11 protein-coding genes and 1 pseudogene are annotated in these 13,665 nt (G+C 68.3%); 3 read left to right on the top strand and 9 right to left on the bottom strand.

The window, feature by feature from the left end; genetic code table 11:
- Nucleotides 1-91 precede the first annotated feature (91 nt).
- The 5 genes from glyA to BUB57_RS16075 are packed head-to-tail and all read right to left on the bottom strand — an operon-like array spanning nt 92 to nt 6,510.
- Nucleotides 92-1,360, bottom strand: coding sequence for a serine hydroxymethyltransferase (gene glyA / locus BUB57_RS16095; protein ID WP_073068856.1), 1,269 nt, complete (start codon nt 1,358-1,360; stop codon nt 92-94).
- A 21-nt stretch (nt 1,361-1,381) separates the two neighbouring features.
- Entirely contained in the window at nt 1,382-1,933 is a 552-nt protein-coding gene (locus BUB57_RS16090) for an aminomethyltransferase family protein (RefSeq protein WP_073068855.1), read from the bottom strand.
- A 13-nt stretch (nt 1,934-1,946) separates the two neighbouring features.
- Complete coding sequence (locus BUB57_RS16085) at nt 1,947-4,937, bottom strand: sarcosine oxidase subunit alpha (RefSeq protein WP_073068854.1); 2,991 nt, start codon at nt 4,935-4,937, stop codon at nt 1,947-1,949.
- Entirely contained in the window at nt 4,934-5,245 is a 312-nt protein-coding gene (locus tag BUB57_RS16080; protein WP_073068853.1) for a sarcosine oxidase subunit delta, read from the bottom strand. The genes BUB57_RS16085 and BUB57_RS16080 overlap by 4 nt, the downstream gene beginning before the upstream one ends.
- Before the next feature lie 11 nt (nt 5,246-5,256).
- Complete coding sequence (locus tag BUB57_RS16075) at nt 5,257-6,510, bottom strand: sarcosine oxidase subunit beta family protein (protein ID WP_073068852.1); 1,254 nt, start codon at nt 6,508-6,510, stop codon at nt 5,257-5,259.
- A gap of 94 nt (nt 6,511-6,604) precedes the next feature.
- On the opposite strand from BUB57_RS16075, the gene BUB57_RS16070 reads away from it, so the two are divergent.
- A complete protein-coding gene (locus BUB57_RS16070; RefSeq protein WP_143159768.1) occupies nt 6,605-7,696 on the top strand; it encodes a GlxA family transcriptional regulator in 1,092 nt (363 codons plus the stop codon).
- 526 nt (nt 7,697-8,222) lie between these two features.
- On the opposite strand, the gene BUB57_RS16065 is transcribed toward BUB57_RS16070, so the two are convergent.
- The 4 genes from BUB57_RS16065 to BUB57_RS16050 all read right to left on the bottom strand — a co-directional run bounded on the left by BUB57_RS16065 (nt 8,223) and on the right by BUB57_RS16050 (nt 12,514).
- Nucleotides 8,223-8,738 carry a PaaI family thioesterase gene (locus tag BUB57_RS16065; protein WP_073068851.1) on the bottom strand — a complete coding sequence of 172 codons (516 nt, stop codon included), beginning with the start codon at nt 8,736-8,738 and terminating at the stop codon, nt 8,223-8,225.
- Nucleotides 8,739-8,817: 79 nt separating this feature from the next.
- The gene (locus tag BUB57_RS16060) at nt 8,818-10,443 is read right to left on the bottom strand and encodes an AMP-binding protein (RefSeq protein WP_073068850.1); all 1,626 of its coding nucleotides are present in this window, start codon (nt 10,441-10,443) and stop codon (nt 8,818-8,820) included.
- 83 nt (nt 10,444-10,526) lie between these two features.
- Complete coding sequence (locus BUB57_RS16055) at nt 10,527-11,909, bottom strand: enoyl-CoA hydratase-related protein (protein WP_073068849.1); 1,383 nt, start codon at nt 11,907-11,909, stop codon at nt 10,527-10,529.
- A gap of 119 nt (nt 11,910-12,028) precedes the next feature.
- Nucleotides 12,029-12,514: a MaoC family dehydratase gene (locus BUB57_RS16050; protein WP_073068848.1), complete on the bottom strand. Its 486-nt coding sequence runs from the start codon at nt 12,512-12,514 to the stop codon at nt 12,029-12,031.
- A gap of 126 nt (nt 12,515-12,640) precedes the next feature.
- On the opposite strand from BUB57_RS16050, the gene BUB57_RS16045 reads away from it, so the two are divergent.
- Together BUB57_RS16045 and BUB57_RS16040 are read left to right on the top strand one after the other, a co-directional pair.
- A complete protein-coding gene (locus tag BUB57_RS16045) occupies nt 12,641-13,435 on the top strand; it encodes an enoyl-CoA hydratase/isomerase family protein (protein WP_073068847.1) in 795 nt (264 codons plus the stop codon).
- Between the two features lie 78 nt (nt 13,436-13,513).
- Nucleotides 13,514-13,665: pseudogene (locus BUB57_RS16040) on the top strand (electron transfer flavoprotein subunit beta/FixA family protein); the annotation flags it as partial.

Below are 13,665 nucleotides of genomic sequence, written 5' to 3'. Positions count from 1 at the left end.
CCACCAGATATGAAAAGACAGCGCAAAACTACCTCGCCGCCGTCCTCATGGCATGCTCAAGGCTCTGGATGCGGAATTATGAGTCCGCAGCCTAGAAGCCGTAGATCGGGAACGCCCCGCAGATGGCGCGGACCTCGGCCCGTACCTCGGCCTCGACCGCCGCGTCGCCCTCGGGGTTTTGCGACAGCGCATCCAGCACCCGCAGGATCAGGGCGCCGATCTTGCGGAACTCCGCCTCGCCAAAGCCGCGGGTGGTCCCGGCCGAGCTGCCCAGGCGGATGCCCGAGGTGACGAAGGGTTTTTCCGGGTCGTTGGGGATGGCGTTCTTGTTGCAGGTCAGGCCCGCACGCTCCAGCGCGATCTCGGCCAGCTTGCCGGTCACGCCCTTGGGCCGCAGGTCCACCAGCACCATGTGGCAGTCGGTCCCGCCCGAGACGATGCCCAGCCCGCCCTCTTTCAGCACCGCCGCCAGCGCCTGCGCATTGGCGATGACCCGGCCGGCATAATCGGCAAAATCGGGGCGCAGCGCCTCGCCGAAGGCCACGGCCTTGGCGGCGATGACATGCATCAGGGGCCCGCCCTGGTTGCCGGGAAACACGGCGCTGTTGAGCTTTTTCGCCAGCGCCTCGTCGTTGGTCAGGATCACCCCGCCGCGCGGGCCGCGCAGGGTCTTGTGCGTGGTCGAGGTGGTGACATGCGCGTGCGGCACCGGGTTCGGGTAATGCCCGCCCGCGATCAGCCCGGCGTAATGGGCCATGTCGACCATCAGATAGGCGCCGACCTCATCGGCAATCTTGCGGAAGGCGGCGAAGTCCAGCTTGCGCGGATAGGCGGAGGCGCCGGCGACGATCAGCTTGGGCCGGGTTTCCAGCGCCCGCTGGCGGACCTTTTCCATGTCCAGCACATGGGTGTCGGGCTCGACCTCATAGGACCCCACGTCGAACCACTTGCCCGACATGGTGACCGGCGAGCCATGGGTCAGGTGGCCGCCATGGGCCAGCGACAGGCCCATGATCCGGTCGCCCGGCTGCAGCAGCGCCAGGAACACCGCCTGATTGGCCTGCGCGCCCGAATGTGGCTGGACGTTGGCGAAACCGGCGCCGAACAGCTGCTTCAGCCGGTCGATGGCGACTTCCTCGACCTTGTCGACGAATTCGCAGCCGCCGTAGTAGCGCTTGCCGGGATAGCCTTCGGCATATTTGTTGGTCAGCACCGAACCCTGCGCCGCCAGCACATCGGCCGAGACGATGTTTTCCGAGGCGATCAGCTCGATCTGGTGCTGCTGGCGGTCCAGCTCTTCGGCCACCGCAGCGGCGATCACCGCGTCCGAGATGGTGGTCTTGGGAAGGCGGTCAAACATGTGGATTGTCCTTTCGAAAGCTCAGGCCGATTCGGCCGCCAGTTCGCGCGCCCCGATGTCCAGAAGCTGGGCCAGATGCGGGGCGAAGCTGTTCCAGATATCCATGCGGAAGCTGTTGTCCGCATCGCGCCACAGCACCACGGTGGCGCCGTCGAAGACGGTGCGGCGGCCTTCGCCCACGGCGATCCCGTCGATGTCGCGGGGGCAGCCCAGGCTCAGCAGCTCGGCCGCGCGGGGACCGTCGATGCGCAGCGTCACCTCGCGCCCCGAGATGTCGACCAGGCTGTGCGGCTGGTCCACGCCCGCGCTGGCGGCCATCAGTCCGGCCACCAAGTCGGCAGAGGTCAGGATCGTCCATTCGTCGGGGCCAAGGCAGATCGCCTCGGTCCCGTCGCCCGCCGCCCGCTGCCCGATGCATTCGGGCAGGGTCAGGCCAAGGGCGGCGCCAAGCGCGGGCAGCGCGGGTTTGCGGGCGCGCAGGGACAGGCGGCCCGGCGCGGGCTGGGTGCTGACCCGGGCGGCGCGGGTTTCCACCAGGACGCCGGGGGTCAGCGAGGAAATCTGGATGCTCATCTTCGCCTCCGGGTCAGATTTTCAGGCGGGAGTTTTCGGGATCGACAAAGACCGTCCCGGTGATTTTCGCGGCGATGACGCGGTCGGGCATCGCGATATGGACGGTCTCGCCCATCCGGTCATGCCCGCCCTCGACCAGCGCCAGCGCGATGGGCCGGCCGACCGCGTCCGAGACATAGGACGAGGTCACATGCCCCACCATCGTCATCGGCACCGGCTGTCGCGGGTCAAAGACGATCTGCGCGCCCTCTTCCAGCTTGGAGCGGTCCTCGGTCAGCAGCCCGACCAGCTGCTTGCGGCCCTTGGCGGCAAGGTCGGGCCGCGCCAGACCGCGCTTGCCCACGAAGTCGGGCTTGTTCTTACCCACGGCCCAGCCCATGCCGGCGTCAAAGGGCGTGACCGTGCCGTCGGTGTCCTGGCCGACGATGATGTAGCCCTTTTCGGCGCGCAGCACGTGCATCGTCTCGGTCCCGTAGGCCACGATGCCGTATTGCTGGCCCGCCTGCCACAGGATCTCCCACAGCGCGGCGCCCATGGGGGCGGGCACGTTGACCTCGAACCCGATCTCGCCGGTGAAGCTGACGCGGAACAGCCGCGCAGGCATTCCTGCCACGGTGCATTGCACGCAGGACATATGCGGGAAGGCGTCCTCGGTCAGTTCCACCCCTTCGACGAAGGGGGCCAGCAGCTTGGCGGCATTGGGGCCGTTCAGCGCGATGGTGGACCACTGTTCGGTGGTCGAGGTCAGCCAGACATCCAGATCGGGCCATTCGGTCTGAAGGTAATCCTCCATCATGTTCATGACCCGCGCGGCGCCGCCGGTGGTGGTGGTGACGTGGAAACGGTCCTGCGCCATGCGCCCGATCACGCCGTCGTCGCGGATATAGCCGTCATCGCCCAGCAGCAGCCCATAGCGGCAGCGCCCGACGCCCAGTTTGGCCCAGGGGTTGGTATACATCCGCTCCATGAAGGTGACGGCATCGGGGCCGACCACCTCGATCTTGCCAAGGGTCGAGGCGTCGAAGATGCCGACGCTGGCCCGCGTCTCGCGGCATTCGCGGCGCACCGCGGCCTCCATGTCCTCGCCTGCCTTGGGGAAATACCAGGCGCGGCGCCATTGCCCGACCGGCTCGAAGACGGCGCCGTTCGCGGCGGCCCAGGGGTCGATCTGGGTCTTGCGCGTCACCTCGAAATGCGCGCCCCGCTGATAGCCGGCAAAGGCCCCGAAGGTGGTCGGCGTATAGGGCGGGCGGAAGGTGGTCAGCCCGACCTGCGGCGCGGGCCGGCCCAGCGCGTCGGCGGCGATGTTCAGGCCGTTGATGTTCGACATCTTGCCCTGATCGGTCGCCATGCCGTTGGTGGTGTAGCGCTTCACATGCTCGATCGAGCGCATGCCTTCGCGCACCGCCAGCCGCAGGTCCTTGGCGGTCACGTCGTTCTGGTAATCGACGAAAGCCTTGGCGCGGCCCGGGTTGCGGTCGGTCGGCAGTTCCTTCATCGACACGCCGCTGCCGGGGCGGTCGTTTTCTACCGACAGCGCGACGGGATTGCCGGGCTTGCCAAGGGCGGCGGCGACCTCGCGGCCACGCTCGGCGCCGTCCTTCAGCGCCGCCTCGATCCCCCACAGCCCGCGGCCCGCGCCCGCGATCACGCAATCCTCGCGCGTCCAGTCGGGCAGGAAGGTCGAGAGATCGTCGTCCCAGGCCAGCTTGCCCTGCGTATGCGAGAAGAGATGCAGCGAGGGCGTCCAGCCCCCCGACATCAGCAGCGCGTCGCATCCGATCTGCTGGCCCGCGCCGACCGTCGCGCCGCTGACCGGGTTCACCCGCACGCCGCTGATCCGCAGCCGCCCCGAGGTCGCCGTCACCGTATGCGACAGCCTGACCGGGATGCCCAGCGCGCGCGCCTCGTTCACCAGATCCTCGCGGACATGGGGGCGGGTGTCCACGATGGCCTGCACCCGCGCGCCCACCGCTTGAAGGTCGAAGGCCGCATACCAGGCGCTGTCGTGGCTGGTCACCACCACCGGCGCATTGCCGACCTTGACGCCGTAGCGGTTCAGATAGGTCTGCGCCGCGCCGGCCAGCATCACGCCCGGGCGGTCGTTGCCGTGGAACACCAGCGGCTTTTCCAGCGCGCCCTGCGCCAGCACCACCTGCCGCGCCCGCACCCGCCACATCCGCTCGCGCGGGGTGTCAGCGGGCAGGGAGGGCAGGTGATCGGTCACCCGCTCGCACAGGCCCAGCATGTTCTGGTGGTAATAGCCGATGGCGGTGGTGCGGGTCATGATGCGCACGCCCGCCGCCTTCAGCGCCGCGATCTCTGCGGCCAGCCAGTCCCACGCCGGGCGGCCGTCGATCCGCGCCTGCGGTTCGGACAGCAGCGTGCCGCCGGGTTCCGCGTTCTCGTCCACCATGACGATCTTCAACCCCTCGGCCAGCGCCGCCCGTGCCGCTGCCAGCCCCGCCGGCCCCGCGCCCACGATCAGCAGGTCGCAATGCAGATAGCGCGAGGCGTATTGGTCCGGGTCTTCCTCGGTCGGGGCGACGCCCAGCCCCGCCGCGGCGCGGATGAAGGGCTCGTAGACCTTGTTCCAGAAGCTTTTCGGCCACATGAAGGTCTTGTAGTAGAACCCGGCCGAGAACATCATGTAGGCGGCATCGTTGACCGCGCCCACGTCCCATTTCAGGCTGGGGAACTTGTTCTGCGAGGTGGTCTCCAGCCCGTTCCAGATCTCCTGCACGGTGGCGCGGGTGTTCGGCTCGAACCGGCCCGGGCCGCGGCGGGTGCCGATCAGGGCGTTGGGTTCCTCGGAACCGGCGGCGATGGCGCCGCGCGGGCGGTGATACTTGAACGACCGGCCCATCAGGTGGACGCCGTTGGCCAAGAGCGCCGAGGCGACGGTATCGCCCTGCGCGCCGCGGTAGCTGCGCCCGTCAAAGGTGAAGTTCACCGGGCGCGACGTATCCACCCGGCCGCGGCCGGGGACGCGATACTGGCTCATTTGCTGGGCTCCGAAGCTGCGGTCAGAGAGGCCAGATCCGGGCGCGGCTGACCTGCGGGATAGGTGGTCAGGAAGCGGTCGCTGACGGTATCGCGCACCGCGTTGAAGAAGCGGCCGCAGCCGTGCATGTGCCGCCAGCGTTCGTAATGCGGGCCGCGCACGTTGCTGCGGATGAACAGGAACCCTTCCCATTCGTCGTCGGACAGCGCCGAGGGGTCCGGCGGCCGGACGATATGCGCCTCGCCGGCATAGGTGAACTCGGCCTCGGGCAGGGTCTCGTTGCAATAGGGGCAATGGATCAGAAGCATGGTCGGGATCCTCAGTGCGCCACAGCGGCGGCGGCGGCCTCGTCGATCAGCCGGCCGGTGCGGAAACGGTCCAGCGTGAAGGGCGCGTTGATCGGGTGCGGCTCGTCCTTGGCGACGGTCCAGGCCAGCACATGCGCGGCCCCCGGCGTCGCCTTGAACCCGCCGGTGCCCCAGCCGCAGTTGACGTAAAGCCCCTTGACCGGCGTCTTGCCCAGGATGGCCGAGCGGTCGGGGGTCACGTCCACGATCCCGCCCCATTTGCGCAGCATCCGCATCCGGTTGAAGATCGGGAACACCTCGGTGATCGCGGCGATGGTGTGTTCGATCAGCGGCAGCCCGCCGCGCTGGCTGTAGCTGGTGTACTGGTCGGTGCCCGAGCCGATCACCAGCTCGCCCTTGTCGGACTGGCTGATATAGGCGTGGACCGCGTTCGACATCACCACGCAGGGGAAGCAGGACTTCACCGGCTCGCTGACCAGCGCCTGCAGCGGATAGCTTTCCAGCGGCAGCCGCACGCCCGCACTGTCCATCACCACGCTGGTATTGCCGGCGGCAGAGACCGCGACCTTCTTGGCCTTGATGAAGCCCTTGGCGGTCTCGACCCCGGCGACCGAGCCATCGGGATTGCGCCGGATCGCCGTCACCGGGCAGTTCTGGATGATGTCCACGCCGCGCGCCGCCGCCGCCCGCGCATAGCCCCAGGCCACCGCGTCATGCCGCGCGGTCCCGGCCCGTTCCTGCAGCGCGCCCCCCATCACCGGATAGCGGGCGTCGGGCGAGATGTTCAGCGGCGGGCAGTAGTCCTTGCATTCCTGCGTGGTCAGCCAGCGGTTGTCGACGCCGTTCAGCCGGTTGGAATGGATATGCCGCTTGAAGCTTTGCACGTCATGGACGTTATGGGCCAGCATCAGCACGCCGCGCCGCGAATACATGACGTTGTAGTTCAGCTCCTGGCTGAGGTTTTCCCACAGGTCCACGGCGTGGTCGAACAGCCGCGCGCTTTCGTCGTAAAGGTAATTCGAGCGGATGATGGTGGTGTTGCGGCCGGTGTTGCCGCCGCCCAGCCAGCCCTTGTCGATCACCGCGACATTGGTGATGCCGTGTTCCCTGGCCAGGTAATAGGCCGCGCCCAGCCCGTGCCCGCCGGCGCCGACGATCACCACGTCGTATTCCGCCCGGGGCTGGCTTTCGGGCCATTGCTCGGTCCAGTGCTTATGCCCGGTCAGGGCGTTCCTTACCAAAGAAAATGCGCTGAAGCGTGTCATGTCCGGCCGCCAACTCTAGGGATACAGTGCAATCTACGCTGGAGCGGCGGGCCAGGATGGAATATATGCGCCAGAGACGTTGGATGATTGCGCCATGACCCGCCCTGCCCCCCTGCCGCAGAAGCGGCTGCGCATCGGCTTTCTGCTGGCCGACCGCTTCACGCTGTCGGCCTTTGCCAATTTCGTCGACGTGCTGCGGCTGGCCGCGGACGAGGCCGACAATTCGCGCCCGATCCTGTGCGACTGGTCGGTGCTGTCGCACGACCAGTCCCCCATCCGGTCCAGCTGCGGCATCCGCGTCCAGCCCGACACAAGGCTGCGCAACAGCGGCGGCTATGACTATCTGGTGGTGGTCGGCGGGCTGATCGGCGACTATCGCCCGATCAGCGACGAGGCGCTGGACTACATCCGCACCGCCGCGGCCGCGGGCGTGCCCCTGATCGGCCTGTGCACCGGCGTGTTCATCCTGCAAGAGGCCGGGCTGCTGCAGGGCTACCGCTGCTGCGTCAGCTGGTTCCACCATCAGGATTTCCTGGACCGTTTCGACACCGAGACCCCGGTCTCGGACCAGATCTTCGTGATCGACCGCGACCGGATGACCTGCTCGGGCGGGCATGGCGCGGCGCATCTGGCGGCGTTCCTGGTCCAGCGCCATATCGGCCAGTCCGCCGCGATCAAGAGCCTGAACATCATGATGATCGACGACGCGCTGAGCGGAGAGCGCCCCCAGCCCGGCCAGCAGCTGGCGCAGCGGGCCGCCGATCCGCTGGTCAAGCGCGCGGTGCTGCGGATGCAGCAGAACATCGAGATGCCCAAGACCATCGACGATCTGGCCCGGGAACTGGCGGTGCCGCGCCGCACGCTCGAGCGCCGCTTCCGGGCCGATCTGAAACGCTCGCCGCGCCAGGTCTATCTGGAGCTGCGCATCGACAAGGCGCTGCGGCGGCTGCGCTCGAGCTCGGACAGTCTGACCTCGGTCGCGCTGGCCTGCGGCTTCTGCGACGCGCCGCATCTGGCGCGCACCATGAAGGCAGAGCTGGGGCTGACCCCCACCGAATACCGGCGGGCGCAGTCCGGCCATGCCGACGGGCAATATGCCACCGGGGTACTGATCCCGCCGCCGGCGCAGGCCGGGGCGGGAAAGCCGCTTGCGTCCGGGGAAACGGATCCCCCCGCCGCCGGCTGACGATCAGAACGTCATGCGGGTGGTCAGGTAGAAGCTGCGCCCCGGTTCTCCGCAGCGGCGTGGTCGCGGCGGGCCGCGTAGAGCAGGCGCTGACCGCCGCAAACCTGTCGCGACTCTACGGCATCCGGGTCCATCGCGACCGAACCGTCGACGGCAGGGTTAATTTCTACGAGGGCTAGGCATAGTAAGCCGGTGTCCGGCCGGCGGGCCGGTCCGCACGAGGTACGATAAAGCCCCGGCACGCGGAAATCCTCGCTACCCTGCGAAAAGGGCTCCGCCCAGCTACCCGACCGGACCGGCCTGCGGCTCCAATCACCGGAGTTTGCCTGCCCCTTACGCCCCACGGAGGCGAGAAACCTGCGAGGAGCCGGGTAAGCAGGCGTGGAACGCCGTGCTGATGAACGCCATCATCCTCGGCTGCACAGCGACCTTGCGGACTGAGGGCAACCGCGACGCTTGGCACCGGCAACAGCCGATGACGCAGCCGGACAAACAATCCCGCAACGCCGCTTCCCGGCCCCGTGCCTCACCCCTCCTGTTCGCGGTCGATGTCCACCCGCGAGGGCCAGAGTTCGGCGCATCTCAGGTAGAACGGATGGCCGATCAGCTCGCCCCGGGTCGAGACCTTGAAGATGCCGCGCGCGCTCATCACCGGGGTGTTTTCCACCCGCGCCACCATCTGGGTGAAGCACATCTTCCGGGTCAGGCCGGTGATCTCGACCCGCGCGGTCACCCATTGCCCGGACAGGACCGGGTGCAGAAAGTCGATGGACAGCGTGACCGTGGGGGTGACGATCCGGGACAGCCCCACGGCATATTGCGCGCCCAGCGCGGCGTAATCCGCAAAGGCCGCGATCGCGCCGCCGTGGCATATTCCCAAGGGGTTGAGATGGCGGTCCCCGCAGCGGAAGCCCAGCTCAAGCTGCTGGTCCGCGGTCTCGCGGAAGCCGACCGGGCCGAAGCTGCGGGCGAACCCGAACTCCAGGTCCAGCAGCGTCCATCCCGGCGGGAATCCCGCGGCAGTTTCGGTGTTATTAGCCATTTTTCGCCCCATTTCTGCCTGTCCCCGCCGGGCAGGCCTGGGCGCAGGCAGCGCGGGGCCGCCTGCGCCGGTGATCCGCTCAGGATTGCAGCATGTCGCGCAGCAGGAACTTCTGGATCTTGCCGCTGGGGGTGCGGGGCATCGCCTGAATGATCTCGATACGCTCGGGCCAGTATTGCTTGGCGACCTTTTTCTCGTCCATCCACAGGCGCAGGTCGTCCAGCGACACGGAGGCGCCGTTTTCCGCCACCACAAAGGCGCAGGCGCGCTCGCCCAGACGCTCGTCGGGATAGCCGACCAGCGCGGCGATAGTGATGGCGGGGTGTTCGACCAGCAGGTTCTCGATCTCGACGACCGGGATGTTCTCGCCGCCGCGGATGATGACATCCTTGGTGCGGCCGGCGATGCGGATATAGCCGGCGCAATCCTCGTCGGCCAGGCCATAGGCCAGATCGCCGGTATCCATCCACCCCTCGGCGTCAAAGGTATCCTCGGGCGGGATGCCCATGTAGCCGATATGCAGCTGCGCGCCGCGCACCAGCAGGCGCCCGCGCTCACCCGCCGCCCGCGTCCGGCCGGAATCGTCGACCACCTTCACCTGCATCCCCGCCACCGGCCGCCCGTCCGAAGTCGCGGACAGCTGCCCCGCCCGCTCGGGCTCCGTCATGGTCGAGGCCAGGCTTTCCGTCATCCCCCAGACCGAGGTCACCGTCGTGCCGAGCACCTCGCTGGCCTGGCGCACCAGCACCGGGGGAATCGGCGCGCCGGCGCACAGGAACAGCCGCAGGGTTTCGGGACGCGGGGCGCCGGCCTGAACCTCGCGCACCAGATCGGCGAGGAAAGGGGTGGCGCCGCCGCTGAAGGTGACCTTGTATTCGTCGATCAGTTCCAGTGCATGGCGGCCGTTCCAGCTTTCCTGCAGCACCATGGTGGCGCGGTTGAAGATCGCCAGCAGCACCCCGGCCGCAAGTCCCAGCATGTGGCCCACGGGCGAGCCGACCAGCAGCACGTCGTCATTGGTCAGATGGCCGCGCTCGGTCATGCTGCGGGCCGCGTTCACCATGCTGTTGACGGTGTGCTGCACTCCCTTGGGCGAACCGGTGGTCCCCGAGGTGTACATCAGCATCGACGCCTCGCCCGGATCGGTGACGGGCGGCGTGCCCGCGGGCGGCAGCTCGACGCGCTCGCCCGACTCCAGCAGCGCCTCGAAACTGTCGGGGCCGGTGCCGTTCGCCACCACCACATGGTCCAGGTGGTCCAGCTCGTCGCGCAGCAGCCTTGCGGTGCTGACCAGATCCAGCGAGCCGAAGCCCTGCGGCACGATGAACACCTTGCAGCGCGCAAACCCCAGCATGAAGCGCAGCTCGCGTTCGCGGAAGATCGGCATCAGCGGGTTGGTGATCGCGCCCAGCCGCTGGGTCGCCAGCACGGCCACCACGAACTCCCACCAGTTGGGCATCTGCAGCGCCACCACGTCGCCCTTGCCCACGCCCAGCTTGCGCAGGCCGCCGGCGGCGCGGGCAATGCGGTCCTCGAGCTCGCGGAAGGTCAGCCGGACCACGCCCGAGGCGCGATCCCCGACCACCGCCAGCTTGTCGGGGTGGTCCTGCAGCGCCCGGCGCAGGAAATCGTCATAATGCTCATCCGTCCAGTGGCCCTGGTCGCGCAGCTTGCGCCTGTGCGCGGCGAGGTCGAATCGGGTCATGTGTATCCCTCCCATGAATTGGCGCAGCGCCCCTCCACCCCCGGGGCGATGGCTGCGAAAGCGGCGGCTGCGGTGCGGCCGCGTCAGCTGGCGATCGGGGCGATCAGGCGGCGGACGCCGTCGCTGCCGATGGAATCGTAAAGCGCGAAGGGGCCGCCCAGATATGCGGGGAAGCCGGCGGCGCTGATGCTGTGGAAATCGGCGGCCCGGCGGCTGTCGGCATCCAGATCCCGGCCGTGTTCCAGCGCCGCGACCACGGCCGCGCCCAGCAGCGCGCCGGCAATGACCTGATCCTGCCCCTGCGGCGCGTCGATCCAGATGCCGGTGGGGGCGATGCCCGGATGCTCGCCCAGCACCCGGGCCGAGACCGGCTGCACCGGCCCGCCCGGCAGGATCGTCGCCGACAGCCGCGCCCAGCGGGCCGCGGCCTCGACATCGGCGGGCTCGAACCGGGCAGCCACATTGGCCCAGCTCTGGCGGATGGCTGCGGCGATGCTGTCGTAGACCTCGGGCAAGGCGCCGCTCTTGCGCTGTTTTTGCCAGGTCTGCTTGCCCAGAAACAGGCTCGAGATCATGTCGCGCGGCTCGGGGCGCTTGATCAGATCGGCGAAGATGTCGATTTCCTTGCCGACCGCCGCATCCATCGGCAGCGGCAGGCCGAACTCGACGCAATCGAGGATCGCGGTGATCGCCGGGTAATGGCCGCCGGTTTCCTCTTGCCGGGCACGGCGCAGCCCTGCCAGCCGGGCCGCGACCTCCTCGGCCGAGGGGATGCGGTAGTCTGCGCGGTCCCAGGGCTGTTTCGGCTGGGGACCGGACCGGATCCATTCCACGCAGGCTGCGATTTCCTGCCCGGCAGGCACGACGCGATGCGCAACCCCGGCGGCGACCGCATCGGCGGCGGTAAAGCGGGCCGCGTCCAGCAGCACCGGCATCGCCGCCTCGATCCCGACCAGCCGCGGCAACCGCTGGGTGCCGCCGCCGCCCGGCAGCAGCCCGACCAGCGATTCGGGCAGGCCCAGCGCGGTCGCTGGCGTGTCGGCCAGCACCCGGTAATGCCCGGCCAGCGCGAATTCGCAGCCGCCGCCCAGCGCCAGCCCGTTGATCGCAAAGGCGACCGGCACGTCCGCGGTTTCCAGCTTGCGGAAGGCGCGGCCGATGGGGGCGAAATGGTCGCGCCCGATCTGCCAGCGCTGGTCTTCAGGGGCGGCGATGATCATCGCATAGGCCTGTGCCAGCTCGCCCAGATCGGCCCCCGCGCAAAAGGCGGTGGTTTTCCCCGAAGAGATCACCAGCCCCCGCAGCCCGCTGCTTCCCAGCCAGTCGGCGACCGCCTCGGCCTCGTGGATGGCGCGATTCGAAAAGACATTCATGGTCCGGCCCGGCATATCGAAGACCAGATGGCCGATGCCGTCCTCGAGCAGCTCATATCGGAACTCGATAAGTTCCGGCGGTTGCGTGGTCATGTCTTGTCCTCCCAGCAGACGGCAGTGCCGGCACAAATATAGTGTGCTACAATATAGTGCACATGCATACCGGATGCGTCAATTCCCAGAATGCGGGAAGCGCCGGAATATGCGCGCGCTCAGCCCGCGGCGGGCGCGCGCAGGTAGATGCCGGTCGCGATGATGCGATAGACCGCCACCCCGTCCTGATTCTCGCCCTCCATGCGGAACGAGACGATGCCCCGGTCCGGCTTCGACTGCGACAGCCGCGCGGACAGCACCTCGACCCGCAGCCACAGCCGGTCGCCCGGCCGCACCGGATGCAGCCAGCGCAGCTCGTCGCAGCCCGGCGCCGCAAGCCCCGCCCGCGACGGCAGGAACCCGTCGACCAGCAGCCGCATCATCAGCGCCGCCGTCATCCACCCCGAGGCGATGATGGAACCATAGAGCCCGGCCGCGGCCGCCTGCGGATCGATGTGGAACGACTGCGGATCGTAGCGGCGGGCGAACTCGATGATCTCCTGCTCGGTCACCTCGACCGGGCCGAACCGATAGCGGTCGCCGGGGCGATAATGCTCGAACCAGCGGTCTGCCGCGGGTAGCTTGAAACCGGTTTCGCTTGTCATCCGTCCCGCCCTTATCCAGCCCTGCGCGCCGGCAAATCAATTGCTAGCATACTATATGATTGCATATCTGTTTGCCATCGTCTAGGCTGGTCCCCGCATCACAGCTCAAGCACCGGAGGAGGGGGCATGGAGTTCCAGGGGCAGTCCATCAGGATGACGATGGAGGACGGGCTTGCAAGGGTGACCCTGTGCCAGGCCGATCGCGGCAATCCCATCGACGCGACGCTGGGGGCCGAGCTGCTCGAACTCTCGGGCATCCTCATGACCGCGCCCGGCGTGCGCGCGGTGCTGCTGACGGCCGAGGGGCGGTTCTTTTCCGTGGGCGGCGATCTCAACAGCTTCAAGGACCGCATCGACGAGCTGCCCCGGCTGGTGCTCGACTGGACCTCGGATTTCCACACCGCGCTGTCCCGGCTGCGCCGCATGGACGCGCCGATTGTCTGCGCGGTCGAGGGTGGCGTCGCCGGCGGCGCGGTGTCGATGATGGCCTTTGCCGACGTGATCCACGCGGCCGATTCGGTCCGGTTCACCGCCGCTTTCCCCGCCATCGGCTTCTGCGCCGACAGCGGCACCACCGTGTCGCTGTCCGAGCGGATGGGCATCGCAAGGGCGCGGCGCTTCATCCTGTGCAACGAAACCATCTCGGCCGGTGAGGCGCAGGCCGCCGGGCTGGTCGACCACCTGCACCCGCTGCCCGAGGTCCGTGCCGCGGCCGAGGCCACGGCCCGGCGTCTGGCCCAGGGGCCGACCCGCGCCTATGGCATGATCAAGCGCTGCTTTTCCGGCGCCCTCGGCCGCAGCCTCGACGAGCAGCTCGAGCTCGAGGCGGTGTCGCTGTCTCAGGCCGCCGGCTTTGCCGATGCGCGCGAGGGGATCACCGCCTTTGTCCAGAAGCGCAAGGCGGATTTCACCGGCAGCTAGTTTCGCCGCCCGACCCCGCCGGCCGGCGGGACCACCCTGCCGGCCGGGCAAGCAATGGCAAGAAGAAGGAAACGGACGATGAAGGTTCTCGTTCCGGTCAAGCGGGTGATTGACTACAACGTCAAGGCTCGTGTTAAGGCCGATGGTTCGGGGGTTGACCTCGCGAACGTGAAGATGTCGATGAACCCGTTCGACGAGATCGCGGTGGAAGAGGCGATCCGTCTGAAGGA

Source organism: Paracoccus solventivorans (assembly GCF_900142875.1).
GTDB lineage: Bacteria > Pseudomonadota > Alphaproteobacteria > Rhodobacterales > Rhodobacteraceae > Paracoccus > Paracoccus solventivorans.
This window is presented reverse-complemented; position numbering and strand designations above follow the sequence as displayed.

What these genes read in the sequence shown, in the direction of transcription:
- glyA (WP_073068856.1), bottom strand. Translation starts at nt 1,360, where the DNA reads ATGTTTGACCGCCTTCCCAAGACCACCATCTCGGACGCGGTGATCGCC.
- BUB57_RS16090 (WP_073068855.1), bottom strand. Translation starts at nt 1,933, where the DNA reads ATGAGCATCCAGATTTCCTCGCTGACCCCCGGCGTCCTGGTGGAAACC.
- BUB57_RS16085 (WP_073068854.1), bottom strand. Translation starts at nt 4,937, where the DNA reads ATGAGCCAGTATCGCGTCCCCGGCCGCGGCCGGGTGGATACGTCGCGC.
- BUB57_RS16080 (WP_073068853.1), bottom strand. Translation starts at nt 5,245, where the DNA reads ATGCTTCTGATCCATTGCCCCTATTGCAACGAGACCCTGCCCGAGGCC.
- BUB57_RS16075 (WP_073068852.1), bottom strand. Translation starts at nt 6,510, where the DNA reads ATGACACGCTTCAGCGCATTTTCTTTGGTAAGGAACGCCCTGACCGGG.
- BUB57_RS16070 (WP_143159768.1), top strand. Translation starts at nt 6,605, where the DNA reads ATGACCCGCCCTGCCCCCCTGCCGCAGAAGCGGCTGCGCATCGGCTTT.
- BUB57_RS16065 (WP_073068851.1), bottom strand. Translation starts at nt 8,738, where the DNA reads ATGGCTAATAACACCGAAACTGCCGCGGGATTCCCGCCGGGATGGACG.
- BUB57_RS16060 (WP_073068850.1), bottom strand. Translation starts at nt 10,443, where the DNA reads ATGACCCGATTCGACCTCGCCGCGCACAGGCGCAAGCTGCGCGACCAG.
- BUB57_RS16055 (WP_073068849.1), bottom strand. Translation starts at nt 11,909, where the DNA reads ATGACCACGCAACCGCCGGAACTTATCGAGTTCCGATATGAGCTGCTC.
- BUB57_RS16050 (WP_073068848.1), bottom strand. Translation starts at nt 12,514, where the DNA reads ATGACAAGCGAAACCGGTTTCAAGCTACCCGCGGCAGACCGCTGGTTC.
- BUB57_RS16045 (WP_073068847.1), top strand. Translation starts at nt 12,641, where the DNA reads ATGGAGTTCCAGGGGCAGTCCATCAGGATGACGATGGAGGACGGGCTT.